The sequence below is a fragment of the Stenotrophomonas sp. ATs4 genome (assembly GCF_051861585.1).
GTDB classification, from domain to species: domain Bacteria; phylum Pseudomonadota; class Gammaproteobacteria; order Xanthomonadales; family Xanthomonadaceae; genus Stenotrophomonas; species Stenotrophomonas maltophilia_AS.
Genome location: NZ_JBLYPK010000004.1, coordinates 165,946 through 190,981 on the forward strand (window position 1 = coordinate 165,946; position 25,036 = coordinate 190,981).

22 protein-coding genes and 1 riboswitch are annotated in these 25,036 nt (G+C 66.1%); of the genes, 15 read left to right on the plus strand and 7 right to left on the minus strand.

What is annotated here, in order from left to right:
- The first annotated feature begins 311 nt into the window (after positions 1–311).
- Together ABR323_RS08890 and ABR323_RS08895 are read left to right on the plus strand one after the other, a co-directional pair.
- Positions 312–788 (plus strand): hypothetical protein, encoded by a 477-nt coding sequence (locus tag ABR323_RS08890; protein WP_135271925.1) that lies wholly within the window; start codon positions 312–314, stop codon positions 786–788.
- A 70-nt stretch (positions 789–858) separates the two neighbouring features.
- A complete protein-coding gene (locus ABR323_RS08895) occupies positions 859–1,338 on the plus strand; it encodes a tRNA (cytidine(34)-2'-O)-methyltransferase (protein ID WP_005407625.1) in 480 nt (159 codons plus the stop codon).
- A gap of 228 nt (positions 1,339–1,566) precedes the next feature.
- Here ABR323_RS08895 and ABR323_RS08900 read toward each other — a convergent pair whose 3' ends face one another.
- Complete coding sequence (locus ABR323_RS08900; RefSeq protein ID WP_439449018.1) at positions 1,567–2,730, minus strand: acyl-CoA dehydrogenase family protein; 1,164 nt, start codon at positions 2,728–2,730, stop codon at positions 1,567–1,569.
- A gap of 303 nt (positions 2,731–3,033) precedes the next feature.
- On the opposite strand from ABR323_RS08900, the gene ABR323_RS08905 reads away from it, so the two are divergent.
- A complete protein-coding gene (locus ABR323_RS08905) occupies positions 3,034–4,710 on the plus strand; it encodes an electron transfer flavoprotein-ubiquinone oxidoreductase (RefSeq protein ID WP_439449019.1) in 1,677 nt (558 codons plus the stop codon).
- 65 nt (positions 4,711–4,775) lie between these two features.
- Positions 4,776–5,177, plus strand: coding sequence for a c-type cytochrome (locus ABR323_RS08910; RefSeq protein ID WP_439449020.1), 402 nt, complete (start codon positions 4,776–4,778; stop codon positions 5,175–5,177).
- Here the strand turns inward: ABR323_RS08910 and ABR323_RS08915 are convergent.
- Positions 5,171–8,770, minus strand: a complete 3,600-nt coding sequence (locus ABR323_RS08915; protein WP_439449021.1) for an ATP-binding protein — start codon at positions 8,768–8,770, stop codon at positions 5,171–5,173. The two genes, ABR323_RS08910 and ABR323_RS08915, sit on opposite strands and share 7 nt — an antisense overlap.
- Before the next feature lie 75 nt (positions 8,771–8,845).
- Between ABR323_RS08915 and ABR323_RS08920 the strand changes: the two genes are divergently transcribed.
- From ABR323_RS08920 to pnuC, 7 genes are all read left to right on the plus strand, one after another.
- A complete protein-coding gene (locus ABR323_RS08920; RefSeq protein ID WP_126928894.1) occupies positions 8,846–9,484 on the plus strand; it encodes a response regulator transcription factor in 639 nt (212 codons plus the stop codon).
- Between the two features lie 377 nt (positions 9,485–9,861).
- Complete coding sequence (locus tag ABR323_RS08925) at positions 9,862–10,632, plus strand: hypothetical protein (protein ID WP_439449022.1); 771 nt, start codon at positions 9,862–9,864, stop codon at positions 10,630–10,632.
- Positions 10,633–10,743: 111 nt separating this feature from the next.
- On the plus strand, positions 10,744–12,726 hold the full coding sequence (locus ABR323_RS08930; protein WP_439449174.1) for an XVIPCD domain-containing protein: 1,983 nt from the start codon (positions 10,744–10,746) through the stop codon (positions 12,724–12,726).
- A gap of 249 nt (positions 12,727–12,975) precedes the next feature.
- Entirely contained in the window at positions 12,976–13,395 is a 420-nt protein-coding gene (locus ABR323_RS08935) for a glycine zipper 2TM domain-containing protein (RefSeq protein WP_439449023.1), read from the plus strand.
- Between the two features lie 125 nt (positions 13,396–13,520).
- Complete coding sequence (locus tag ABR323_RS08940; protein ID WP_439449024.1) at positions 13,521–14,645, plus strand: phosphotransferase enzyme family protein; 1,125 nt, start codon at positions 13,521–13,523, stop codon at positions 14,643–14,645.
- 124 nt (positions 14,646–14,769) lie between these two features.
- Positions 14,770–14,864, plus strand: a riboswitch (TPP riboswitch).
- 70 nt (positions 14,865–14,934) lie between these two features.
- Entirely contained in the window at positions 14,935–17,124 is a 2,190-nt protein-coding gene (locus ABR323_RS08945; RefSeq protein ID WP_439449025.1) for a TonB-dependent receptor, read from the plus strand.
- An 8-nt stretch (positions 17,125–17,132) separates the two neighbouring features.
- Positions 17,133–17,705 carry a nicotinamide riboside transporter PnuC gene (pnuC, locus tag ABR323_RS08950; RefSeq protein WP_135271916.1) on the plus strand — a complete coding sequence of 191 codons (573 nt, stop codon included), beginning with the start codon at positions 17,133–17,135 and terminating at the stop codon, positions 17,703–17,705.
- 200 nt (positions 17,706–17,905) lie between these two features.
- Here the strand turns inward: pnuC and ABR323_RS08955 are convergent, their stop codons facing one another.
- The 5 genes from ABR323_RS08955 to ABR323_RS08975 all read right to left on the minus strand — a co-directional run bounded on the left by ABR323_RS08955 (position 17,906) and on the right by ABR323_RS08975 (position 21,505).
- Positions 17,906–18,325, minus strand: a complete 420-nt coding sequence (locus ABR323_RS08955; protein WP_439449026.1) for a hypothetical protein — start codon at positions 18,323–18,325, stop codon at positions 17,906–17,908.
- Between the two features lie 180 nt (positions 18,326–18,505).
- Positions 18,506–19,480 carry a Dyp-type peroxidase gene (locus ABR323_RS08960; protein WP_439449027.1) on the minus strand — a complete coding sequence of 325 codons (975 nt, stop codon included), beginning with the start codon at positions 19,478–19,480 and terminating at the stop codon, positions 18,506–18,508.
- A 123-nt stretch (positions 19,481–19,603) separates the two neighbouring features.
- Positions 19,604–19,972: a VOC family protein gene (locus tag ABR323_RS08965; RefSeq protein ID WP_439449028.1), complete on the minus strand. Its 369-nt coding sequence runs from the start codon at positions 19,970–19,972 to the stop codon at positions 19,604–19,606.
- Between the two features lie 68 nt (positions 19,973–20,040).
- Positions 20,041–20,808, minus strand: coding sequence for a helix-turn-helix domain-containing protein (locus ABR323_RS08970; protein ID WP_439449029.1), 768 nt, complete (start codon positions 20,806–20,808; stop codon positions 20,041–20,043).
- 121 nt (positions 20,809–20,929) lie between these two features.
- Complete coding sequence (locus tag ABR323_RS08975; RefSeq protein WP_135271911.1) at positions 20,930–21,505, minus strand: OmpO family porin; 576 nt, start codon at positions 21,503–21,505, stop codon at positions 20,930–20,932.
- Between the two features lie 517 nt (positions 21,506–22,022).
- Between ABR323_RS08975 and ABR323_RS08980 the strand changes: the two genes are divergently transcribed.
- From ABR323_RS08980 to ABR323_RS08995, 4 genes are all read left to right on the plus strand, one after another.
- Positions 22,023–22,979, plus strand: coding sequence for an HNH endonuclease (locus tag ABR323_RS08980; RefSeq protein ID WP_439449030.1), 957 nt, complete (start codon positions 22,023–22,025; stop codon positions 22,977–22,979).
- A 470-nt stretch (positions 22,980–23,449) separates the two neighbouring features.
- Positions 23,450–23,722 (plus strand): hypothetical protein, encoded by a 273-nt coding sequence (locus ABR323_RS08985; RefSeq protein WP_422347759.1) that lies wholly within the window; start codon positions 23,450–23,452, stop codon positions 23,720–23,722.
- A gap of 154 nt (positions 23,723–23,876) precedes the next feature.
- The gene (locus ABR323_RS08990; protein WP_439449031.1) at positions 23,877–24,563 is read left to right on the plus strand and encodes a hypothetical protein; all 687 of its coding nucleotides are present in this window, start codon (positions 23,877–23,879) and stop codon (positions 24,561–24,563) included.
- 60 nt (positions 24,564–24,623) lie between these two features.
- Positions 24,624–24,914, plus strand: a complete 291-nt coding sequence (locus ABR323_RS08995) for a hypothetical protein (protein WP_439449032.1) — start codon at positions 24,624–24,626, stop codon at positions 24,912–24,914.
- The last annotated feature ends 122 nt before the right edge of the window (positions 24,915–25,036 follow it).

The following is a 25,036-nucleotide window of genomic DNA, read 5'->3' on the forward strand; positions in this document are numbered from 1 at the left end:
CAGCGGCCCATGGCCCGGCCCTGAGCGGTCACATGTGTTGGCTGAAGGCGTCCGGACAGTGTCCGCAGCACATCGAATGGACAGGTGTCCGCCCACCGGACACATTCGATACGAAACAAATTCCTTTTAAATCAACAACTAAAAGTTGGCACGGGGATTGCTTGGTACTTCCTGCGCCAAGAGGGGCTTCAGATGAAAACTGACTGAAGACTGAACAAATGTAGGAAATCAAAAATTTTCCTTGCATGCCCCGAATCGGTGTACTACCTTACTACCACACCACTGCCCACCAACACTAAACAGGCCCCGTCATGAACGCCAAGACCATTGCCATCGCCATCGCCCTGATTGCCGGCACCGCGGTTGTTTCGTCGGTGCAGGCCTCCGAATCCATCAAGACCCTGTCCACCGTGCAGGTTCGTCCGGCCGCCGACCAGCTGGTCCAGCAGGCCTGGGAACAGGCCAGCGGCATCCCGACCCTGGCCACGGTGGAAGTGCGCCCGAGCGCCGACCAGCTGGCCGAGCACAACGGCTTCGCCACTGCCACGGTTGCTGCCGCGATGCCGATCACCACGCTGGCCGCGGTGGAAGTGCGTCCGAGCCTGGAACAGCGTGTCGCCCTGGTCGCCGAGCAGGAAGCACAGCGCTACGCCGCCACCCTGGCTGCCGCCGCCACCAGCGTTGCCAACTCGGTCATCGTCAACCTGCCGACCCTGCAGGTCCGCCCGAGCGCCGCCGACCTGCAGGCTCTGGCCACCGAAACCGCCCAGGTCCTGCTGCGCCCGTAACCGGTGCCGCCCTGCCCGCGTGCAGGGCGTGCGCCGTAAAGGCGGCGGTCGTCGCAGGTACACTGCGCCGATGAATGCCGCGCCCCAGTTCCACGTGATCCTGTTCCAACCGGAAATCCCGCCCAACACGGGCAATGTGATCCGGCTCTGCGCCAACACCGGCGCGCAGCTGCACCTGGTCGAGCCGCTCGGCTTCGCACTGGAAGACAAGCAGCTCAAGCGCGCCGGCCTGGACTACCACGAGTACTCACGCCTGCAGGTGCACCCCGACCTGGACACCGCGCTGGCGCGGATCGCACCGAAGCGGTTGTTCGCCCTGAGTACGCGTGCCAGCGTCCGCTATGACAGCGTGGCGTTTGAAGACGGTGATGCCTTCCTGTTCGGCCCCGAAAGCCGCGGCCTGCCGCAGGACGTGCTCGATGCCCTGCCCGATGGACGCCGCCTGCGCCTGCCGATGCGGCCGGACAACCGCAGCCTCAATCTTTCCAACACCGTTGCGGTGGTGATGTACGAAGCGTGGCGGCAGCATGGGTTTGCCGGCGGCGCGTAAACCGCCTCGTGATGGGTGCGAACCACATCCGGTGGTTGTGGATCGCTGCTGGTGGTTGTGACCTGCTTCTGGTGGGTGCGGACCTTGGTCCGCACTGATGCCCGATCGCGCACCGAAGGAATGTGCCAACCAAGGGTGGCACCCACCCGGTAGATCCACGCCATGCGTGGATGCTTTTCGCGCGCGCCCGCGGTGCCAACCAAGGTTGGCACCCACCGGAACCAGGTTTCAGAACGCGTTGATACCGGTCAGTTCGCGGCCGATCACCAGCTGGTGCACGGTCTCGGTACCTTCATAGGTGATCACCGATTCCAGATTCAGTGCATGGCGGATCGCCACGTGCTCGGTGGTGATACCGGCCCCACCCAGCAGATCGCGACACTCCCGGGCGATGTCGATGGCCATGCGGCAGTTGTTCCACTTGGCCAGGCTGACCTGCTGCGGCTGCACCTGCCCGGCCTCCTTCAGTCGGCCGAGCTGCAACGCCAGCAACTGCGCCATGGTGATGCGCCGGGCCATCTCGGCCAGCTTGATCTGCGCGCTCTGGGTGGCGGCCAGCGGGCGGCCGAACAGCACGCGCTCCTTGGCGTAGCCCAGCGCTTCGTCCAGGCAGGCAATGGCCGAACCGATCGGTCCCCAGCTGATGCCGAAGCGGGCCTGGGTCAGGCAACCCAGCGGCCCCTTCAGGCCCTTCACGTTGGGCAGGCGGTGGCTGTCGGGCACGCGCACGTCGTCGAAGAACAGCGCACCGGTCAGCGAGGCGCGCAGGCTCATCTTGTGCTTGATCTCCTGGGTGGTGAAGCCGGCCATGCCCTTTTCCAGCACGAAACCCTGGATGCCGTCTTCGGTCTGCGCCCAGACGATGGCCAGGTCGGCCACCGGGCCGCTGGTGATCCACATCTTGCTGCCGTTGATGCGCCAGTCGTCGCCATCGCGCACCGCGCGGGTCTTCATGCTGGCCGGATCGGAGCCGCCGTGCGCTTCGGTCAGGCCGAAGCAGCCGATCAGCTCGCCGCGCGCCATCGCCGGCAGCCATTGCCGGCGCTGTTCTTCGCTGCCGTAGGCGTAGATCGGGTACATGCACAGCGAGCTCTGCACCGACACGAAGCTGCGCAGGCCCGAATCGCCACGCTCCAGTTCCTGGCAGATCAGGCCGTAGCTGACCGCACCAAGATCACCACCGCCGTACTCGCCCGGCAGCGTTGCACCGAGCAGGCCCAGCGAGGCGATCTCCGGCACCAGTTCCGAAGGGAAGCGCGCCTGGTCGAAGGCATCGCCGATGATCGGCAGCACACGCTCGTCGGTGAAGCGGGCCACGCTCTCCTGGATCGCACGCTCTTCCTCGCTGAGCAGGGAACGGACATCGAACAGGTCATACGGATCCAAAGCCATGGCACTCACACGCAGTCGGGACCCGGCCATTGTCGGTCATCCGGGCGGGTTTGGTGTGCCGGTAGAGGCCGACCTTGGTCGGCGCTGACGCTTCTGCGGACGCCAACCAAGGTTGGCGGCTACCGACGCTGCGTACGCTGCATTGCAGCAATTCCGGCGTGAACATCGGCGATCTAGCTCGATCACGCGCAGCCCGGTACCCTGACGACATTCAAACAACCGTTTCGCTCGTGGCCGCACGCGCGATTCCCAGGCAACCGCCGGTGGCCCCGATGCCGGCACTACCCACGAGTCATGCAATCGATGAGCGCTGAAGCCAACGCCCTGCCCCCGCGTGAAGTAATGGAATTCGACGTGGTGATCGTCGGCGCCGGTCCCGCCGGCCTGGCCACCGCGATCCGCCTGCGCCAGCGCGCGATCGAAGCCGGCCGCGAGCTGTCGGTGTGCGTGCTGGAAAAGGGCTCCGAGCCGGGCGCGCACGTACTGTCCGGTGCGGTGATGGACCCGCGCGCACTGACCGAACTGTTCCCGGACTGGGCCGAGCGCGGCGCACCGCTGAAGCAGAAGGTCACCCGCGACGAATTCCTGTTCCTCAGTGAAACCGGCGCACGCAGCACGCCCAACGCCCTGTTGCCGGAGTGCTTCCACAACGAAGGCAACTACATCATCAGCCTGGGCGAGGTCACCCGCTGGCTTGCGCAGCAGGCCGAGGCGCTGGAAGTGGCGATCTTCCCCGGTTTTGCCGCCGCCGAAGTGCTGTACGGCGACGATGGCGCGGTCATCGGCGTGGCCACCGGCGACATGGGCATCGAAAAGGACGGCAGCATCGGCCCGGCCTTCGAACGCGGCATGGCGCTGCAGGCCAAGTACACGATCTTCGCCGAAGGCGCGCGCGGGCATCTCGGTCGCCAGCTGATCAGGCGTTTCAAGCTGGATGAAGGCAAGGACCCGCAGGCCTATGGCATCGGCATCAAGGAACTGTGGCAGATCGACCCGGCCAAGCACGAGCCGGGCCTGGTGGTGCATGCCGCCGGCTGGCCGCTGGACAGCGACACCTACGGTGGCGCGTTCCTCTACCACGCCGACGGCGGCAAGGTCGCCATCGGCTACGTGGTCGGCCTGGACTACAAGAACCCGTGGCTGAGCCCGTTTGAAGAGTTCCAGCGCTTCAAGACCCATCCGTCCATCCGCAAGCATCTGGAAGGCGGCACCCGCATCGGCTACGGCGCGCGCGCGATCACCGCCGGTGGACTGATGTCGTTGCCGAAGACCGTGTTCCCCGGTGGCGCGCTGGTCGGCTGCGAGGCCGGCTACCTCAACGTCAGCCGCATCAAGGGCAGCCATGCCGCGATCAAGACCGGCATGTTGTGCGCCGATGCCGCTTTCGACGCGCTGGTGGCCGACCGCCAGCACGATGAGCTCAGCGCCTACCCGGCCGCCTTTGAAACCAGCTGGCTGCACGACGAACTGAAGCTGTCCAAGAACTTCAAGCAGTGGTTCAAGAAGGGCCAGACCGTGGCCACGCTGATGACCGGCATCGAACAGTGGCTGCTGCCGAAACTGGGCGTGCGCAACCCGCCGTGGACCCTGCGCCACAGCATTCCGGACCATGCCTGCCTGGAGCCGGCATCGAAGCACACGCGCATTGCCTACCCGAAGCCGGATGGTGTGCTGACCTTCGATCGCCTCAGCTCGGTGTTCCTGAGCAGCACCAACCACGACGAGAACCAGCCCAGCCATCTGACGCTGAAGGATGCCAGCATCCCGGTGAAGGTGAACCTGGCCGAGTACGCCGGGCCCGAAGCGCGCTACTGCCCGGCCGGCGTGTACGAATTCGTCGGTGAAGCCGACAACGCGCGGCTGCAGATCAACGCGCAGAACTGCGTGCACTGCAAGACCTGCGACATCAAGGACCCCACCCAGAACATCGTCTGGGTGACCCCGCAGGGCGGCGGCGGCCCGAATTACTCGGGTATGTGACTGCTCCGGGCTGCGACCGCGTGTCGCAGCCCACCGGCCCCGCTGCGTCGCTATCCTGCCCGCCCATGCGTGCTTCCCGCCTGATCATCGTCGTCGCCGCGGCCCTGGCTGCCACGGCCTGCCAGCGCCCGCCTGCGGCACCGGCCACGCCGGAACAGGCGCGCCAGCAGGCCATGCAGCGCGCGTTCGAACTGTGTGCCGGTTGCCACACCGTGCAGCCCGGTGGCATCCACCGCTTCGGGCCGAACCTGCACGGCGTGATCGGCCGGCGCGCCGGCAGCCTGCCCGACTATGGCTATTCCGACGGCATGCGCCGGGCCGACATCACCTGGACCGCGCAAACCCTGGATGCGTTCCTGCAGTCGCCCACCCACGTGGTGCCCGGCACGCGCATGTACAACGCCTTCCCCAGCGCCGAACGCCGTGCGCTGGTGATCGCCTACCTGCAGCGGCAGTCGGCTCAGTGAGCCAGTCGCTGCAGCTGCTGCTGCAGCCGCGCCACGAACTCCGCCACGCTCGCGAACACCGGCGCCGGATCGGTTTCCGTTGCATCCTGCAGGCGCTCCACCAGTGCATTGGCCTGCCCGGCCAGCACCGTCGCCCCCACTGCACCCAGGCCACCGGCCTGCCGATGCAGGTGCAGCGCGGCCGCCTGGCGATCTCCGGCCTGCAGCGCGCGCTGCACGGCGGCAAGATCTGCTTCGCTGGCCTGCAGCAGGCTGTCGCGCAGCTGGATCGCCACCGCGCGTGAGCCGAAGCGCTGTTGCAACGTGGGCAGATCAGGCAGTGCGTCGCCTGCATCGGCCGCCGCCTCCGGCAACGGCGCCTCGAACGACTGGCCCTGCGCCTGCGGCAACCAGCGCAGCAGCGCCGCGCGCAACGTCGCCAGTGACAGCGGCTTGGCCAGCACCTCGTCCATGCCCGCCTCGCGGCAACGACGCGCATCGTCGTCCAGCACGCTGGCGGTCAACGCCAGCACGGTCAGGCGCGGCTGACCGGTGCGGCCCTCGCGCTCGCGCAGCAGCCGGGTGAAACCGAAGCCATCAAGCACCGGCATCCGGCAATCGGTGATCACCAGGTCGAAGCTCTCCGACGACAGCCGATCCAGCCCCTGCTGGCCATCACCGACGATCACGTGCGGCACCCCCAGCTGCTGCAGGCGCCAGGCCATCATCGCCTGGTTGGTCGGGTGGTCTTCGATCACCAGCACCCGCGCCTGGCGCAGCGCCGGCGGCAGCAGCGACGCCTGTTCCTGCTCGGCCACCAGCGCTTGGACATCACCACTGCCGGCTTCCACCAGCGACAACCGCACTTCGGCACGGGTGCCTTCGCCCAGTGTGCTGTGCAGGGTCAGTTCACCGTCCATCATCTGCACCAGGCGCTGGCTGATGCTCAGGCCAAGGCCGGTGCCACCGTGGTCACGCTGGATGTAGGCGCCAGCCTGGGTGAACGGCGCGAACAGATGCTGCAACTGCTCCGGTGCGATGCCCATGCCGGTGTCGGTCACGCTCAGGCACAGCGGCTGGTTGCCCTCTTCGGTGGTGGGTCCCAGCACCTCCAGCTGCAGGCGGACTTCGCCGCGCGCGGTGAACTTGATGGCGTTGCTGAGCAGGTTGAACACGATCTGGCGCAGACGCACGCCATCCACTTCGTGTGCCGGCGCCAGCTGCGGGTCGATCTCCACCAGCAACGCCAGCCCGCGCGCGCTGGCCTGCGCCGACAGCAACCGGCACACGCTTTCCAGCAGCGGGCGCAGCGGTTGCGGCACCGGCTCCAGGCGCAGCGCACCGGCCTCCAGCCGCGAGTAATCAAGAATGTCATCCAGGATCTGCCGCAGCATCTGCGCCGAATCCTCGATCACGCCGAGGATGCGCTGCTGCTCGGCATCCAGTGGCGAATGCGCCAGCACTTCCAGCATGCCCAGCACGCCACTCATCGGTGTACGGATCTCATGGCTCATCGTGGCCAGGAAGCGTGATTTCGCTTCCGCCGCCTGCTCGGCCTCGGCTTTGGCCGCGGTCAGGGCCTCGGCCTGCGCACGTGCCTCGCTGACGTCCACCCAGTAGCCACTCCAGGTCACCGCCCCTGCCTCTGCCGCGTACGGATGGGCCTGGCTGCGTACCCAGCGCGCGCCCCCGGCATCGGCACGCAGACGGAACTCGAGGATCAGGGGCGCGAACTGGCGCGCGGCCTGCTCGACCGCATGCAGGATGCGTTCGCGGTCTTCCTCCTCGATGCGTTCCAGCAGCAGTTTCGCGTCCTGCTCGGCCTGCTGCCGGGTGATTCCGAACAACGCCTGCAGGTCACCGGCGATGAACGGGAAACCGAGGGTGCCATCGGCATCGCGCCGTGCCTGGTAGACCACGGCGGGAAGGTTGTCGGTGACCTCGGCCAGGCGCTGTTCCAGATGACGCCGTCCGGCAACCTCGCGGCGCAGGCGCCAGTAGCCGATGCCGTGCACCAGCAGGGCGGTCAGCAGCACCAGCAGCAGTGGCAGGCCCCAGCGCAGCGCAAGCTTCCAGTCGATGCCACCGCGGTACTCCACCGCCAGCCAGTCGCCACGCAACGCCTCGCGCTTGCGCGGCGTCATCTGCAGCAGCAGGCGGTCGAAGGTGGTAGCCAGGGCCGCATGGCGACGTTCAACAGCCAGCACCAGCTGGTCGTTGAAACCGGCCGGGGCCGCTACCTGCAACCGCCCCGGGAAGCTGCTGCGCAGCAGGTGATCGACCAGCGCCAGATTGCCCACGTAGGCATCGGCTTCGCCCGCAGCAAGGCGCTGCAGCGCCTGCTCGGTACTGCGCGCGGCGATGATCCGGGCACTGGGGGCCTGCTGCAGCACGTAGCCACGCACGCGTTCGGGATCGGACAGCAGCACGCGCTTGTCCTGCAGGTCCGACAGGCCCAGCAGCGCAGGGCTGTCGACGCGGCTGACGATCACGTTGGGCACGCTGATGAAGGGCTGGCTGAACACCCACTCCGGACCCAGGTAGCGTGAATCGGCCGGGATGCCCATCACTGCCTGCAGTTCGCCGCGACGCACCTTCTCGCGTACGTCGAACCAGTCGTGGCTGTTCTGCGCCTGCAGGTTGGCACCGGCCTGCATCAGCCGCCGCAGGTACTCGCCGGCCAGGCCACTGGGATTGCCATCCTCGTCGGCGAACGACAGCGGCGCCGCGTTCGGTGCAAACCCGATCTTCAGCGGCTGCTCCAGTACGCGCTTTTCAGCCTGGCTCAGCGCCAGCTGCGCCGATGCCGACCATTGCGGCGGCGGCAGCCAGCGTTGTGCCAGCGCGTCCCGTTGCGACTGGCTGGTTGCCGCCAGCGCGAGGTCCAGCGCTTCGGCCAACGGCTGCTTGTTGTTGGGAACGCCGAAGTGCAGGCGTTCGGGCGGCAGGTCACTGGGCCGCAGCAGCGCCACACCCTGCAGGCGTTGGCCGCCGATCAGCTCGGTGGCGACATAGGCATTGCCGATGTAGACATCAGCTTTGTCGTCTCTGACCATCTCCAGCGCCGCAAGCGAGCTGTTTGCGACAAGCTGCCGGGCCTGCGGAAAGCGCGCACGCACCTGCGGACCGGTCAGGAAATCCTGCTCGATCACCACCCGCAGTCCCTCGAGGTCGGGATTGTCGGAGGCGCGCAGATCGCCCGGGCGCCCGACCAGGGCCAGCGGCGCCTCGCCATAGGCGGCCGTGTAGACCATGCAACGGGTGCGGTCGGCACTGAGACCGACATTCATCACCACGTCGATCTCGCCACGGCACGCCGCATCCAGCACGGAAGTCCAATCGGGATAACGACGGGCTTCGACCTTCACACCCAACTGACGGGCAAGAAGCGACAGGTAATCCGGTCCCAGTCCGATCTGCCGGCCATCATGGAGGGACTCGAACGGCGGCCAGCCGCTGTCATACTGACCCACGACGATGCGTGGATGCGCGGTCAGGTACTCGCGCTGCAGGGGAGTGAGCGGCAGCAGTCCTGGCACGGCCTGTGCCGGTGTGGCAGGCAGCACCAGCACGGCCAGCAGCAGGACCAGCCCGCGAACAGCCCAGCTACGCATCGGCGTCGATCTCCTAGAATCCTGCCAGGAACCGCGATGGTCGCGGTCCGGCGTGCCCGGTGGCCATACTAGAGCATGAGCTTGCGCATCATCATCGCAGACGACCACCCGGTGGTCCGTATCGGTACCCGCGCCGTCATCGAGTCGAGTGGGGTGGGCCGCGTGGTCGGCGAGGCAGACAGCGCGCAGGCGCTGATGGCCCTGCTTGGCAGCCAGCCCTGCGACCTGCTGGTCACCGACTACTCCATGCCGGGCAGCCCACAGGCCGACGGCTTCGCCATGATCGGCATGATCCGCCGCCGCCATCCCGACCTGCCGGTACTCATGCTCAGCGTCTCCAACAACCTGGCGATCCTGCGCATGGTGCTCGACAGCGGCGTGCTCGGCCTGGTCGACAAAAGCTCATCCATGGACGAACTGCCGCAGGCCATCCAATCGGTCTATCGCGGCCAGCCCTACATCAGCCGCAGCCTGCGCGAACGGGTCGAGGCCGCCGGCAGCTGGCGCATGCGCGAGGGCGATGGCAAGCCGCTGTCGCCGCGCGAGGTGGAGGTGCTGCGGCTGCTGGGAACCGGCATGACGGTGAAGGAGATCTCGCTGCAGCTGCACAAGAGCGTCAGCACCATCAGCCGGCAGAAGGGTGACGCCATGCTCAAACTGGGCCTGAAGGGCGACGCCGAGCTGTTCGACTACCTGCGCGATGGCAAGATCTGAGATGCCCTTCACATAAGAGGGCGCAATGCGCCGCCCTCTTTGATGCGTCGCGATTCTGTGCAAAGATTGACGGGCATGGGTTCTCAATGCGAGGTCGAAGGAATCGACCGGCTCATGTCCTCGCTCCTGTCCCTGGTGGATGGGGTGCGGTTTCCTGCCGGCCGTCTGGCCCGGCAACGCTGACCATGGAGAGGCGCATGCATCACCCCCCAAAGCTACGTTGGACCCTGCCGTTGCCGCCCCTGCGCGCATTCGCGGCGTGCCTGCTCGTCTCTCTTTCCGCTGCCGCCTGCAGCGCCGCCGACCCGGCCCCCTCGTCCTCCCAGCCCGGCGCCCCTGCGCAGGCTGCCACTGCGCCCCGACAGGATGTTGCCCCGATGCAGAACACTTCCCCCGACACCGCCGTCACCCCGCCCGATGCGCCGACCGTGATGTATTTCACCTACCAGCTGGACGGCGATGGCGCGACCTCCTATGAGGTCCAGAACGGCAGCGTGGCGACTTTCTGGTTCGGCCACACCTTCACCCTCGATGGCACCACGTATTACACGGGTTTCTCCTGGGATACCCGCGAGCACTACGGCAAGCCCGGCGAGCAGCAGCCAGCCGGCCCGGATGACCGCGCCAACCTCGCCGAGGCCACCTTCGTGCTGGCCGGTAACGACGCCAGGAAGCCATGGAAGTTCCGTGGCCAGGAATGGACCATCGGCGCACTCGGAGCCTACGACAAGGCCGAAGACATCGACACCCGGCGCAAGCCGCTCGAGCATCGCACCGCCGACGGCCGCCTGCTGCTGGCGGTGCCGACCCGCAGCTTCGACCGCGGTATCAGCAGCAGCGGCTATGCGCTGCTGCTGTTCAACCCCAAGCGCAGCGAAGACGACGTGGACAGCAAGGTCTGGCGCTATGTCGGTTCGGTGCGCACCGGCGAGGACAACAGCGCCGCCTGCGACGACGGCAACGTGATGCCGTGCACCGACAGTGAGGGCGAGCTGGCCTTCGCTGCCGACGGCAACGGCCTGCCGCCGCTGACCGTGGGCTTCAAGGGCACCACCATCGAAGGCCCGGGCAAGACCCGTGCCCTGGGTGCCGGCGACGCCGTGCACTACCGCTTCGACAGCGCGACCCAGCAGTACGTCGCGCGCTGACTCCCACCCGCACATGCGGGTTACCAGTTGACCGACATGTTCTTGACTCACGGATGAGTCCGGTTGGCGATTCGCGGCATGCGCCGCTCCATCAACCCCGAGGAAAACGTCATGGCACAGCATGACTACAGCAGAAAGGAAGTCCTGGACATCGTCGAGCAGGTCGCCAGGCAGAAAGGCATTCCGGTCGATGACTTCATGCGCTTCGCGCACATCGAGACCGGCGGTACCTTCAACGAGCGCGCGCACAACACCTCGTCCGGCGCCAAGGGCCTGTTCCAGTTCGTGCCTGGCTCCGCGCGCCAGTACCACCTGACCGGCCACGAGTTCGATCCGACCCGCAACACCGAAGCGGCCGCACAGATGTACCAGGACAACCTGGACTCGATGACGCGTCGCAACGAGCGTACCGGCAATCCCTACCTGTCCGGCGGTGCGTCGCCGACCGGCCTGGACCTGTACCTTGCCCACCAGCAGGGCAGCGCCGGCTATGGCTCGGTGCAGACAGCCATCGCCACCGGCACCTTCGGCGTGGTGCGCAACAGCCATGGCGAAGAAATCGACATGCGCCGCAACGTGCTCAACCAGATCGGTTCCGATGCCAAGGCGCTGACCGGCCACACCCTGGCCGAGATGCGCGGCATGAACGACGGCGACCTGGCACGCACCTTCTCCAGCTACTACGTCCACAAGTACGCGGCGATCAGCATTCCGGAAAAGAACATCGAGCCGCAGGCGGTGACGCAGGGCCAATCGTCGGTGCAGCCGGCACAGACCGCAGCCGTGGCGGCTGCTGCCGCCACGCTGGCCGCGACGGCTTCGGCTGCGACGCCGCCGAAGCCGGGCATCGAACTGCAGGCCGCCTACGATGCCGGTGTGAAGTACGACAACGTCAAATACGCGATCAACATCCCGGGTCACGCGCTGTACGTGCCAGGCAAGACCGGCAAGAACGTGGAGCAGGGTTACATCGACTGTTCCGGCTGGGTCGGCACGCTGCAGAACCGGACCATGGACGAGATCAACCAGAAGGCCGGGCATGCGGTCTTCAGCAAGGGCGATCGCATCGACCTGGGCAACCTGGGTTCCGGCGGCATCGTGCGCAAGGCGTTCGACCAGTCCGGCGTGCTGCTTGACCGCGACGCGGTCCTCAAGCCCGATGCGCTGAAGGAAGGCATGATCATCGGCCTGGATACGGCCAAGACCCGCCATGAGCACTGGAACGGCATCGACCACATCGTGATGGTGGTGCGCGACCCCAACACCGACAAGCTGCTGATCAGCCAGTCCACCGGCAGCAAGGGCGTACACACCATGCCGGTGGAGGATTACCTCAAGCAGGTGAAGGACCACCCGAACTGGAAGCTGTACGCCTCCGACCCGCTGTCCAAGGCGCGTGACCTGCTGGAAAACCGCACCCAGTCGCACGAGCAGACCCAGGGCAAGCCTGCGGCCGAACACAAGGCCGCTGCCACACCGCACGCCGAACTGTACAAGCAAGGTGCGCACAGCGACGGCGTGCGCAAGGTGCAGGAGCAGCTGGGCCACCTTGGCTACGTGGGTGCCGACGGCAAGCCGCTGGTCGAGGATGGTCGCTTCGGCCGCGACACCGAGGCGGCGGTACGCCAGCTGCAGAAGGACAACGGTCTGGTCGCCGATGGCATCGTAGGTGCGAAGACGCTGGATGCGATCAAGGACGCCCGTGAGCGCCCGCTGCTGAACGACGAGCGGCACCCGCGCAATCCGCTGTTCATCCAGGCCAGCAAGGGCCTGGAAATGATGCCGGCCGGCACCTTCAAGGACCGTCACGCGCTGGAAAGCGCCGCAGCGGCATTGACCCAGGAGGCGCACGCCGCCGGCCTGCAGCGCATCGATTCGGTGGTGCCCAGCCCGAACGGTGAGCGCCTGTTCGCCGTGCAGGGCACCATCGGCGACCCCGCCGCCAGCCGCGTCGCGGTGGACACCCGTGCCGCCAGCGAACAGAGCGTGGCGCTCAGCAGCGGTGCCGTGCAGGGTGCCCCGAACGTGCTGCACCAGCAGCAGGACGCCCAGCAGGAGCAGGCCCGGCAGGCGCAGAAGGCGATGGGGGTCTGACCCCCGCAGCGCCTTTGCAGGCAAGGAAAGGGCCACGCCCCGCGTGGCCTTTTCCCTATCTGCCAGCTGAGCGGCCGAGGCCGCTTTCAGCCTTGCTTCATGCCACCTGCCGCTAGATGAATGCGCAAGCCGCACGATGGACCAGGCAATGTTCCGGCAATGTTGGAACGCCAGCGTGGACATCACGGCAGCCGGGGCGCTCCGCGCCCTCCCTGCCCAGCGTGGCATGCACCTCACAGGAGAACGAACATGCTCAGTACTTCCGCACTCAGCTTCCGTGGTCTGGCGATGGCCCTGGCCCTGATGGCCGGTGTCGCCGCGGTCAGCGATGCCAGCGCGATGTCGAGGAAGGACAAGCGCACCCTGGTCGGCGCCGTGGTCGGTGGCGTGGCCGGCAACCTGCTCTCCAACGGTGATCCCGCTGCGACTGTCGGCGGCGCTGTGGCCGGCGGCGCGATCGGCAACCTGACCACCTCCGACCGCCGCGACCGTCGTTACTACGACAATCGCCGTTACGAGAACCGTTACGACAACCGCTACGACCGCCGTTACGACCGTGGCTACTACCGCAGCGGCTACTACGACCGTGGCGATGACCGCCGCTGGCAGCGCGAGCGCTACTACGACAACCGCTACTACAACGACCGCGGTCGCCATCGCGGCTGGTAAGCAGCGCGGCATCCCCCATGCCGATGCACGGACGGGCGGGTCGATGACCCGCCCGTTTGCGTTGGCCGCGTTCATGGCGTTGAATGCGCAGCCTTGGATGTGACTTTTCCCTCATTGGCTGCGGCATGACGTCTTCCTCCCATCGCGTGCAGGGCCTCAACAACGACGAGGTTGCTGCCGACTGGCCACCGATCAGCGCGCAGGACATCGTCTGGCTGCACGCACGCTACCCACAGCTGGCTGCCGACAGCCAACCGCGCTGGCACAGCCCACGCCCGCTGTCGGCCGCCGCCATCGTGGAGGGCACGCACGGCGCGGTGTTCATCAAGCGCCACCACCACAGCGTGCGCAGCGCAGCCTGCCTGGAAGAAGAGCACCGCTTCATCGCTCATCTCGCCACTGCTGGCGTACCGGTGGTGCAGGTGCTGTCGGCGGCCGATGGCCACACCGCCGTCGAGCATGGCCAATGGACCTTTGAACTGCATGCTGTTGGCGCGGGCGAAGACCTCTATCGCGACGCTGTGTCGTGGTCGCTGTTGACCGATATCGCGCGGGCCTGCGAAGCCGGACGTGCACTCGCGCAGTTGCATCGTGCTGCGGCCCGCTACCACGCACCCCAGCGCAGCACCCATGTGCTGGTCGCGCGCGACGATCTGATCCGTGCCGACGATCCCATCGCGGCGATCAAGGCAGAACTGCACGAGCGTCCCGGCCTGGCCCGTTATCTCGCGCGCATTCCGTGGGAAGCGCAGCTGCAGCGCGACGTGCTGCCATGGCATGCCGGCCTGGCCGAACGCCTGCGCCACGAGCCACGGCTGTGGGCGCATAACGACTGGCATGTCTCCAACCTGCTGTGGCGCGACGGGCAGGTCAGCACCGTGCTGGATTTCGGCCTGGCCTCGCCTACCAGCGCACTGTTCGATCTCGCCACCGCGATCGAGCGCAATGCGATCGCGTGGCTGGAACTTGAGCGCGGCATGGACGCGGTGCGCATCGATATCGCGCTGGCCCTGCTCGATGGCTACCGCCAGGTGCTGCCGCTGTCGGCGGCACGTGTGCACCTGCTGGCAGACCTGCTGCCGATGGTCCATTTCGACTTCGCACTGTCCGAAGTGGAGTACTTCGAAGGCGTCACCGGCTCGACCACGAACGCGGATGTGGCGTGGCAGCCCTTCATGCTGGGGCACCCTGCGTGGTTCCACAGCACGCCCGGAAAGGCACTGCTGCAGGCCCTGCGCGCCGCTGCGTGACCCGGGTACGCCGGGCCATGCCTGGCGGCACCTGCCGCGTGGCTGGGGTCAGAGCCCTTTCCGCCGGAAAGGGATCCGACCCCGGGGGACGCTCGCAAATCCGTACCATTTGTAGTGAAATGGTCACCTGAAGCGGGGGTGCCTGGATTGCCAGGCTGAGAGAGTCCCTTGGAACCTGATCCGGTTTGCACCGGCGTAGGGAGCTTTGAGCCGCAGCCACACCCCCGTCATGGGCCGGTGCACCTGCGCGCCGTCGCTTCGTCTCCCTTGTTGTCCGAAGACGAATCGAATGAACCGCTGCCTGCGCCCCACCCTGCTCTCCCTCGCCCTCTGCGCCGCGCTGCCGCTGCACGCCAGCGAGGCCGAGGCGTCCCCTGATGCGGCTGCCACTGGCGCCGAACGCTCGCCGACCGAACTGGCGGCGGTGCGCGTGCAGGCCGGCAAACCGAAGACCGATACCTCACGCGTGAACGCCTTCGGTGGCGGCAGCTGGAAGGACACACCGGCGTCGGTGAACGTGCTCGAGCGCGATTACCTCGACCGCCGCCAGGTACGTTCGCTGTCCGAGCTGGCCAGCAACGATGCCTCGCTGGGTGATGCCTACGCGCCGGTGGGTTACTACCAGAACATCGCCATCCGTGGCTTCGCGCTGGACGCGGCCACCGGCTACCGCTTCAACGGCCTGTCCATCGCCGGCGAACAGCGCCTGGCGCTGGAGAACGTGCAGTCGGTGGAGATCCTCAAGGGTGAAGCCGGCCTGGCTGCAGGCGTGATGGCGCCCGGCGGCATCATCAACTACATCGGCAAGCGCCCGGCCGAAGTGCGCACCGCCACACTCGGTACCGATTCGGAAGGCTCGCGCTACGTCGCCGTCGATGTCGGCCACTGGATCACCCCGCGTTTCGGCCTGCGCCTGAATGCTGCATGGGACTCCAGCAATTCCTATGTCGAGCACGCCGATGGCCGTCGCAACTTCTACTCGCTGGCCGCCGACTGGCTGATCGGCGAGCGCGGCAAGCTGGAAGTGGATGCCAACTACCAGACCAGTTCACAGCGTTCGGTGTCCGGCTACCAGCTGCTGGGCGCGCGCGACCTGCCGCGCGGCGTCGATCGCGAGCACCTGCTCGGCTACCAGCCGTGGCAGCGTCCGGTGGATATTGCCAGCACCAACATCACCGCGCTGCATACCTACGACTTCAACGAGGCCTGGCAGTCGCGCGTTTCGGTCGGCCACAGCCGCTCGGTCATCGATGACAACGTCGCCTTCGCCTATGGCTGCTACTACGCCGTGCAGTGCGCCGATGGCAGCGTGCCGGGCAACTACTTCGCGCCCAATGGCGACTACGACGTCTACGACTACCGCAGCCCGGATGACACCCGCCGCAACCAGCAGGCCCGTGCCGAACTGCGTGGCCGCTTCGAGACCGGCAGCGTCGGCCATGAGCTGACCCTCGGTGCCGACTACTTCCGCCGCACCGTGGACAAGCGCCCGAGCGTCAACGAATACGTCGGCACCACCAACATCCACGACGCGCAGGTGCCGGTGTTCGCGCCGTCGCCGAAGATGCCGGGCCCGTCCGCACGGCGCCTGGACAGTCGCCAGACCGCGTTCTTCGCGCTGGACCGGATCAGCTTCGGCGATGACTGGCAGTGGCTGGCCGGCGGCCGCTTCGTGCGCCTGGACGAGCGCGCCTATGACAAGCGTGGCACCCCGCAGCGGCACAGCCGCCTGTCGCGCTTCCTGCCGCAGACCGCGGTGGTGTGGAAGGCCACCGACCAGCTCAACGCCTACGCCAGCTATGTGCGCGGCATCTCGCTGGGCCAGGAAGCGCCGTTCTGGACCAGCAACGCCGACACCTTCCTGCCGTCGGTACAGTCGCGGCAGGTGGAAGTGGGCGTGAAGTACGTGCCGGTCGAAGCGCTGACGCTGGGCGCAGCGGTGTTCCGCATTTCGCAGCCGTACCAGTACGCCAAACCGGACAACAGCGACGTCGGCTACACCTTCATCGAAGAGGGCACCCAGACCCACACCGGCCTGGAGCTGACCGCCAACGGCCAGCTGACCGATGCACTGCAGATCGTGGCCAGCGCCAGCGTGCTGCAGGCGCGCGCGCGCGACACCGGCACCCCGGCCTATGAAGGCCATCAGCTGGTGAACGTGCCGAAGGTGCGCGCCAGCGTGCACGTGGCCTACGCGCTGCCGTTCGTGCAGGGCCTGGATGTGACCGGTGGCTGGCGCTATGCCGGGGCCAATGTCGCCCGCGCCGACGGTGGGGTGCGCGCACCGGACTACTCGGTGTTCGACGCTGGCCTGCGTTTCCAGCATCGCCTGCACGAGCGCGCGGTGACCTGGAACCTGTCGGTGGACAACGTGTTCAACCGCTTCTACTGGCGCGATACCGGCAGCAGCGGCGGTGACTACTACCTGTTCCCCGGCGCACCGCGACAGGCCCGCCTGTCGGTGACGTTCGCGCTGTGAGCGGCGTGATGCTGGAGTGGACCGCCGCGCTGTGCAGCATCCTCGGCGTCTGGCTGATGGCCCGGCGCCGGCTGGCGGCGTGGCCGGTGGGCCTGCTGTCGGTGGCGCTGTACGGGCTGGTGTTCGCCGAGGCCAAGCTGTACTCGGACACTCTGCTGCAGGTCGCCTTCGGTGGCTTCCTGGTCTACGGCTGGCTCAACTGGCGGCAGCACGCCGCCGATGAGGGCAGCATCCGCATCGTGCCGCTGGCGCGCGGCAAGCTGTTGCGCGACCTGGCCATCGGCCTGTGCGGTGGCGTGGCGCTGGGTGCGGCCATGCACACCTTCACCGATGCCGCGTTGCCCTGGCTGGACGCGATGCTGACCGCGCTGAGCCTGGTCGGCCAGTGGTGGCAGGCACGTCGCCATGTGGCCTGCTGGTGGGTGTGGATTGCGGTGGACGTGGTCTACGTGGGCGCCTACCTGTTCAAGTCGCTGCACGTGACTGCCGCGCTGTACGTGTTCTTCCTCGGCCTGGCCGTGTTCGGCCTGCGCGCATGGAGCGCGGCCGCGCGTGAACCGCAGGGCGCACCCGTGCGTTGATGCGGATGGCCGGGCTGGGCGCAGGCAATCCGCAGTAGAGCCACGCCATGCGTGGCTGGGGGGCTACCGGTAGGCTCATCCACGCATGGCGTGGATCTACCGCAATGGGCGTGTGCGGCCTGCGCGGCCGTAAGATCAGTAGAGCCACGCCATGCGTGGCTGGGGGGCTACCGGTAGGCTCATCCACGCATGGCGTGGATCTACCGGGGCTCCAGCAGCAGGCCCAGCCGCAGCGGCTGGCGCATGTCCGCCGGCGGCGGCGCCTGCAACGGCGCGGTCTGCAGGGTCGCGCGCAGGTCCGCATCGACCCGGGCATCACCCAGGCTGTCGAATTCCAGTTTCGAAATGCGCCCGTCCGCCGCGATCCACACGCTCACCGGCAGCGGTGTCGGCGTGTCCGGGTGAGCCTGCAGCCATTCCAGCACGCGTTGCGCCTGCGGGTCCTGTTCCTGCTGCAGGCGCTGCTGCAACTGCCCCCCCACGGCGGCGGCATAGGCCATCCAGTGTGCAGGGGCTTCCTGCGCGGAAACGCTGGCACTGCCGAGTGCCAACGCGCCGAACAAGGCTGCCAGCCGCTTCCACCCGCGGCGTGCGCCGTTCCTGTTTCCGGTCATGGTCATCGCCCGCCTCCTGCACTCCCATCCAGCACGACATGGTCGGCGCGGTAGATGACAGGCAGATGGCGGCACAGTAGAGCCACGCCATGCGTGGCTGCTACGGGCAAAGTGCGCGCCATCCACGCATGGCGTGGATCTACTGAACAGAGTGGCCAGTAGCATGCGCAAGGACGAGAGGCGCGATCAATCGCCCAGATCGGCCAGCACCTTGCGAGAGGGCGCAAAGAAGGTCACGCCGGTGGTGGCGGTGGAGAAGTCCAGGATGCGGTCATGCAGCGGCGCAGGATTGCCGACGAACATGCGCTCGAGCATCTTCTCGATCACCCACAGCCGACGCGTGTAGCCGATGAAATAGGTGCCGTACTCGCCGCGACCGGGATTGGCGAAGGGCATGTTGTCACGCAGGATCTCGTGCTCGCCGTCGGCGTCTTCGATGGTGCACAGCGTCTTGTGCGACTTCTGCGCATCGGCCGGCGCATCGTCCAGCTCGATGTTGTCGTGCTTGGTGCGGCCGATGATTGTTTCCTGCGCCTCGGTCTTCTGCGCGCGCCAGGCATCGAGGTTATGCAGGTACTTCTGCACCACCACGTAGCTGCCGCCGGCATGGTCCGGGTCTTCCTCACCCACAATCGTGGCTTCCGGCAATGACAGCCCTTCCGGGTTGGCGGTGCCATCGACGAAGTCGAGCAGATCGCGTCCATCGAAGTAGCGGAAACCGGCCACGTCATCGACCGCTTCCACGGCATCGCCGAAGGCCATCAGCAGGTTGCGCTCGAACGCCACGATCAGATCCTGGGTACGTGCGCGGATGTGGTACAGCAGGTCACCCGGCGTGGATACGGCAGTATGGGTGGCGCCCTTGATCTCGCGGAACGGCTTCAGCTCGCGCGGTGGCGTGGTGCCCACCAGCGGCTGCCACACACGGTGGCCGATGGCCACGTTGCAGGTGAAGGTGCGCTCGATCTCGCGGATGGCGGTGTTCTTGATCAGGTCATCGCTGCTGCCCAGCACCTCGCGCACCTTCGCGATGGAATCGGCATCGTCCTTCACCTTCAGCACCAGGAACGCAGCCGAGTGAGTCAGTGGCGCGGTAATCTGCTGCGGCTCGTTGTCGAGCGTGTGGTTGAGGGCGGTGATCGATGCGGGCTGGGAGTTCACGACGGTTCCTGCTGGCTTGAGGCGGGCGCATCGCATGCGGCGATGTGCGGGCGATCATAGCGGAACCCCCTGACCGGCGACGGAGCGGTTCTCGTTCCGTCCACCGGCGAAGATGCAAAGACCTCAATCCACATCGCTCCAGACTGCGAGCTCGTAACCATCCAGATCGCGGAAGTGGAAACGGCGCCCGCCGGGGAACGCGAACACCGCCTGCATCACCTCCCCCCCAGCGGCAGTCACACGCTGCTGTGCATCGGCCAGATCCGCGCAGTAGAGGATCACCAGCGGCCCGCCCTGTGCATGCACCGGCGCGTCGGCCACGAAGCCGCCTTTGAGGCGGCCGTCGTCGAACTCGGTGTAGGCCGGGCCATAGTCGGTGAAGCGCCAACCGAACACCTCGCCATAGAAGCGCTTGCTGCGGGCGATGTCGTCGACGTTGAATTCGATGTTGTCGATGCGGCGTTCGGCATCGTGGGTAGCGGCATGGCTCATAGCGTGGCTCCGTGTTGAGAGCCCCAGCTTCGGTCAGCGCCGCGCGGCGGTCTTGAACGAAACGGCCATCATTGGCCCCATTCGAGGCGCAGGTCGCGGGCGGTCATGCCGGCAAGTTCACGCGCCTCGCGGCTGAGATGAGCCTGGTCGGCATAGCCGGCCTCGGCAGCCAGCATCGCCAACGAGTGCTGCGGCAGCGCGCGGCTGTGGCGCAGGAAGCGTTGCAGGCGCAGGACCCGCTCCAGCGTCTTGGCCCCGTAGCCGAACTGCAGCTGGCTGAAACGCCGCAGGCTGCGCGGGCTCAGGTTCAGGCGCGCCGCCAGCGTATCCAGCGTGGCGTGACCCGCGGCGAGCGCTTGGAACAGGACATGCGCACGCTGCGCCGGGGTGTCGAGTGCGGCCACCCCCATATGCTGTTGCAGGCAATGCGCCATCCGCTGCAGACGCTGCGCAGGTGCGGTGTCGCCGATGGAGGCCGCAGCCTTCTTCGCCCAGGCGCCCTTCAGATCGGCCAGCGGCACGGCCTGGCCGATGATCTCGGCCAATGGCAGGCCCAGCGCAGCCAATGCCTGGCCAGGACGGAAGCGTGCCCCCAGCACCTGTGCACCGGGTGCCAGCGCCGGATGTGCGGCCACGCGGTCTGGGCCGACCACGAACAGCGCACCGTCGCGCCAGAGGATGTCCACGCAGCCATCCGGCAATACGGTGATGTGCCCATCGGCGTCGGCAGGAAGCTGGCTCTGCCACAGCTGGCCGAAGTGACCACGCAGCGGCGCAGGCGCCAGATGCTCCTGGTAGGCCGTGCCAGTACCTGCGAGGGAGGAAGGGTCGCCCATGCCGCATTGTGGCGCCACGCGTCCCAAAAAAGTGAAGCCCGGCGCGAGGCCGGGCTTCGGTTGGCGTGTGGGAGAGAGAGAGTCACACGCCAGCACAACACGCACTAACGACAGGCGTTTGTTACCAGGTGAAGCGCGGGCCCACGAACCACTCGCGGTCGCCGGCCTTGGCCAGCTTCACTTCGCCGCTCAGGCCCCAGTTCTGGTTGAACTTGGCGGTGGCGCCGACGCGGCCGTAGAACTCGCCGTCCGGGTCGTAGCCGTTCTTCTTGCTGAAATCTTCGTAGCCGGCCATCACGTAGCCTTCCACGTACGGGTTGAATGCAGTGCGCACGCCCACTTCGGTGGAGTAGCCGTTGAGTTCCGGACCGCGCTTCATGTCGAACTTCTGGTACGCAACACGGGCCACCAGGTCGGTGTTCGGTGCGATGCCGTAGTTGTAGCCGACACCCAGGCGCCACTGGTCGACGTCATTCTTGAACTTGTCGGTCTCCTGCGCGCTGTAGTCGCCGAAGACGTGGAAATTCGGATGCACCGCAACGGAACCCTTCACCTTCCAGCCGTCAGCGTCGCCGCCCTTGGCATCGGTGTTCACGTAGCCGCCTTCAACGTAGTTGTACGACAGGCCATCGGTTGCCGATGCCGCGAACGGCAGAGCAGCCAGAAGACCCAGGGCAAGCAGCGAATTCTTGTTCATCGGGACACACCTTTAATTATTTTGGTTTCGTCGACCGCCTCCCGGGAGGGGGAGAGAGAAGAGGCGGTCGACAGGTGTGAATTATCCGTTAGCGGGTCTAATCGACCCTGAATATTGAACTGACTGGTGTATAAATATGGTTCCCGTTCAGGGAACTCCGGATGCCACCGCTAGCGATAGGCAAACAGTTCAAGAAGATTGCACGAACTACTGGGCCATCACAGCGCGGTCGCCGCGAGGGAGGCCGATGGTGTTGGCCACGCTCCACGGCAGAGGAGCCCGCAGTACTTCAAACCGGATCTGCAAGTGCATGTCGATGCTGCTCGTCGAATCGCAGACGCCAACGGCGACTGCCGATATTTCGCGCCGGGTTGAGTAGACGCGCTGGGGATCAACAATCCGGCCAGAGACGGCGACTCGATGGTCAGCTGGATCGGCGACAATTGAGCTCCGGGATGGAGCTCCCTGATGGAGCTGGGGAAGAACGCGGATGTTGCTGAGCAGGGATGAGGAGGTCATGGAGCTGGGCCTCACGCCGAAAGAGCGCAAAGGGCTGGATGTGGCCGTCGCTGACCTGCGGCGCGTGCTGGGCCCGGTGGATGCATATCTGGCCAAGTACTCGTCCAGAAACGGGATGAACGGCCGCCGCACCGTGATTTTTGGCACCAAGGTATCCGGCAGAGACGGGCGACCGCTGCTGTCGATGGGGCGCGTGGACGGGCGCCACGTGTTGCGCTTCACCATCGGCAGCAAGGAAGACCGCAAGGTGCTTCAGGCAGTGACCGAGTTCTCGTCCTGGAGGGAGGTGCTCGACCATCTGGTGTTTCCACTGGAAGCGCTTGCTGAGGGAAGCACAACGTTCCAAGCGAAGATGGCCTCCGTGGGCAAGAACCTGAAGAAGCACCACCGCGGCGTCTACGATCGCCGTGCGTACGGGAAATCACGCATGCCCGCCGACTATCGCGCAGAGGAGACACCGGGCCCGCCTGCCAGCGTTCTGCTCGGTGAGATGGACAAGATTCGTAATCCAACCACGCGGCTGACGATGATGGAGGCTCGCCTGGGGCAGGGGACGTTCCGTCGTGAAATGCTGAAGTTGTGGGGTCACCGCTGTGCGGTGACGGACTGCACTGTACCGGCCCTGATCCGAGCGTCGCATGCGCAGCCATGGGCGCATGAAGTCACTGAGGACCAGTGGCTCCCGGGAGGCCAAGATCCAAGACTGGATCCGCACAACGGCCTGCCGCTGGTCGGCACGCTTGACCTGCTGTTCGACGCCGGACTGATGACCTTCGACGACGACGGTGATGCCATCTTTGCGGACAAGCAGGTCAGGAAGCAGTTGGCGGACGCCGGTCTGATTCCAGGGAACATGTGTCTGCGCAAAGCACCGGGAGATCGCCTGAAGCACTATCTCGCCATCCACCGCGGCAGGGTGTTCAAGGGCAAGCTGCCCCGCAGCCGGACGCGCTGAGATCCTTGGCGGATGTCAGTGCCTCACACGATGACCGGCCACAGTGCACGGCTGGCCATCGGAATCATGGTGCCTGATTCATAAACCGCGGCCTCGCGCTGCCTTTCGATCAACAACCGGTACCGTCCAAGATGGCCAATAGCGCCAGACGGGTCCAGAACCATCGCCATGCTGCTGGATGTGCGCCCCGCACCGCCGCGAGGGTACTTGAAGCGAGTGGACGGAAACCTGCGTGCAGCGGCGGAAAAGCAGTCGCTATGACATCGACTTCATACTCATGAATTGGCAGTCTTGAATAAACACAAGGCGATCGGCCGGGCTGCATCAGCTCGCCTTATCCCGCTTGTTAAGGTTTATTGATGGGGAGATTTCACAACCCATCCACGTACTCAAATTCCAGCTGAAAGCGCTTGGTAGCGCCGGGAACAAACGCCGCTATATTCCAGCTTCCCCAGACGAAGGAGGGAGTGATGAAACTGACCTCGCAACACATGAAGATGGCCCGTGCACTCAGCGTGGCGCTCATCGCCACCGTGAGCCTTGGCGCTTGCGCCTCTTACAAGAACGAGTTTGCAACGATCAACTCACGTCTCGACCAGCTCGACGTAAAGGTGCAGGGCGCCGCCCAGAGTGCCGAGTCCGCCAACCAGTCGGCGCAGCAGGCCAACCAGCGTCTGGACCAGATCGAAGGTCGCGTGCAGCAGCTTGAGCGGGCTCCCGTCGGTCGCAAGCCGCGTGGTTAATCGCTCCCTCACCGTTTGAAGAACACCTGAAAGTGGACGCCAGGGGTCTTACCCGCCCCTGGCGTCCTTCAACTTCCCGCTCTTGATTGCAAGGAGCTGTCCCATTCGTACCTACTCCTCCCCTGCACGTCGTGCCCTCCCTGTTGTACTGGCGATGGCGCTGGCAGTTGCGTGCAGCGGCGTAGCCAACGCCAAGGACAAGGACGCGCCTGCACAAGCGGTGGCTGCCGTTGATGAGCTGCCCGCTGACCAGAGCGTGTCTGAGACAGTGATTGAACTTGCTGGCTGGGTGGTCGCCAGCAAGGACAACCAGGGTTATCCATTCGCGATCATGGACAAGGCGGCTGCGCAGGTACTGGTCTTCGGTGGAGACGGCAAGCTGCGCGGCGCGGCGCCGGCGCTGTTTGGTTCTGCCATCGGCGATCACTCGGCCCCCGGCGTTGCCAAGCTCGCGCTGAGTGCGATTCCAGGCCATGACCGCACCACTCCGGCGGGCCGTTTCATTGGTGGCTACGGTCCCTCCGACGATGCCGGTCGCGTGCTGTGGGTGGACTACGATTCCGCCGTCTCGATGCATCCGCTTCCGCCAGGCACCCCGAAAGAGAAGCGCGCCGAACGGCTGGCATCACCTTCGCCGGACGACAACCGCGTGACCCACGGCTGCATCAACGTCACGCCTGCGTTCTACGAGCAGATCGTGCAGTCCACGTTCGAGAAAGGCGGTGTGTTCTACATCCTGCCGGACAAGGATTCGATCGCGAAGACGTTCCCGGAGTTCGCGCAGAGCCGCGGGGATGCGACGGGCGACGACGAGAAGAGTGCGCGGCGCGCGAGCAAGTAATCTGCTCGCGTGTTGCCCCTGTATTCCCGCTCAGCATCTGCATCGGGCTGACCCCCTAGCATGTCGCACTACTATGTCCACAATGGTTACTGCGGCTGGTCCTACGGCACGCCAAGCGATCCTCAGCTGATCTCGCCTCAGGATGCTGCCAGGTTGATGAAGACCGCTGGACTCAGTTCCATGCAGGTTTCATCCGTGCTGCCACCCGCCCAATACGCCGATGCCGGAAGCCGGCTCTTTGACGTGACCGGTGGCAACCGCTTTCTGTTCTTTGGTGACTGCACCGAGTGTTCGGATGTCGACTCGGCGAAGGTCTCTTCGCCTCTCATCATCGACTGGACGGCGGCCTGACACTGTCGTTGTCTGACTGCGTGCTCGCCCCTGCTCTGTCGTCATCGGCTTGATGGGGTACCCGTACGCCACGTCAGCAACTTCGACCCATGTCGCATATTCCCCATGCCGCTACGGACGTT

Bases quoted from the DNA above. Each gene is read 5' to 3' on its own strand.
- ABR323_RS08890 (WP_135271925.1), top strand. From the start codon at position 312: ATGAACGCCAAGACCATTGCCATCGCCATCGCCCTGATTGCCGGCACC.
- ABR323_RS08895 (WP_005407625.1), top strand. From the start codon at position 859: ATGAATGCCGCGCCCCAGTTCCACGTGATCCTGTTCCAACCGGAAATC.
- ABR323_RS08900 (WP_439449018.1), bottom strand. From the start codon at position 2,730: ATGGCTTTGGATCCGTATGACCTGTTCGATGTCCGTTCCCTGCTCAGC.
- ABR323_RS08905 (WP_439449019.1), top strand. From the start codon at position 3,034: ATGAGCGCTGAAGCCAACGCCCTGCCCCCGCGTGAAGTAATGGAATTC.
- ABR323_RS08910 (WP_439449020.1), top strand. From the start codon at position 4,776: ATGCGTGCTTCCCGCCTGATCATCGTCGTCGCCGCGGCCCTGGCTGCC.
- ABR323_RS08915 (WP_439449021.1), bottom strand. From the start codon at position 8,770: ATGCGTAGCTGGGCTGTTCGCGGGCTGGTCCTGCTGCTGGCCGTGCTG.
- ABR323_RS08920 (WP_126928894.1), top strand. From the start codon at position 8,846: ATGAGCTTGCGCATCATCATCGCAGACGACCACCCGGTGGTCCGTATC.
- ABR323_RS08925 (WP_439449022.1), top strand. From the start codon at position 9,862: ATGCAGAACACTTCCCCCGACACCGCCGTCACCCCGCCCGATGCGCCG.
- ABR323_RS08930 (WP_439449174.1), top strand. From the start codon at position 10,744: ATGGCACAGCATGACTACAGCAGAAAGGAAGTCCTGGACATCGTCGAG.
- ABR323_RS08935 (WP_439449023.1), top strand. From the start codon at position 12,976: ATGCTCAGTACTTCCGCACTCAGCTTCCGTGGTCTGGCGATGGCCCTG.
- ABR323_RS08940 (WP_439449024.1), top strand. From the start codon at position 13,521: ATGACGTCTTCCTCCCATCGCGTGCAGGGCCTCAACAACGACGAGGTT.
- ABR323_RS08945 (WP_439449025.1), top strand. From the start codon at position 14,935: ATGAACCGCTGCCTGCGCCCCACCCTGCTCTCCCTCGCCCTCTGCGCC.
- pnuC (WP_135271916.1), top strand. From the start codon at position 17,133: ATGCTGGAGTGGACCGCCGCGCTGTGCAGCATCCTCGGCGTCTGGCTG.
- ABR323_RS08955 (WP_439449026.1), bottom strand. From the start codon at position 18,325: ATGACCATGACCGGAAACAGGAACGGCGCACGCCGCGGGTGGAAGCGG.
- ABR323_RS08965 (WP_439449028.1), bottom strand. From the start codon at position 19,972: ATGAGCCATGCCGCTACCCACGATGCCGAACGCCGCATCGACAACATC.
- ABR323_RS08970 (WP_439449029.1), bottom strand. From the start codon at position 20,808: ATGGGCGACCCTTCCTCCCTCGCAGGTACTGGCACGGCCTACCAGGAG.
- ABR323_RS08975 (WP_135271911.1), bottom strand. From the start codon at position 21,505: ATGAACAAGAATTCGCTGCTTGCCCTGGGTCTTCTGGCTGCTCTGCCG.
- ABR323_RS08980 (WP_439449030.1), top strand. From the start codon at position 22,023: ATGGAGCTGGGCCTCACGCCGAAAGAGCGCAAAGGGCTGGATGTGGCC.
- ABR323_RS08985 (WP_422347759.1), top strand. From the start codon at position 23,450: ATGAAACTGACCTCGCAACACATGAAGATGGCCCGTGCACTCAGCGTG.
- ABR323_RS08990 (WP_439449031.1), top strand. From the start codon at position 23,877: ATGGCGCTGGCAGTTGCGTGCAGCGGCGTAGCCAACGCCAAGGACAAG.
- ABR323_RS08995 (WP_439449032.1), top strand. From the start codon at position 24,624: ATGTCGCACTACTATGTCCACAATGGTTACTGCGGCTGGTCCTACGGC.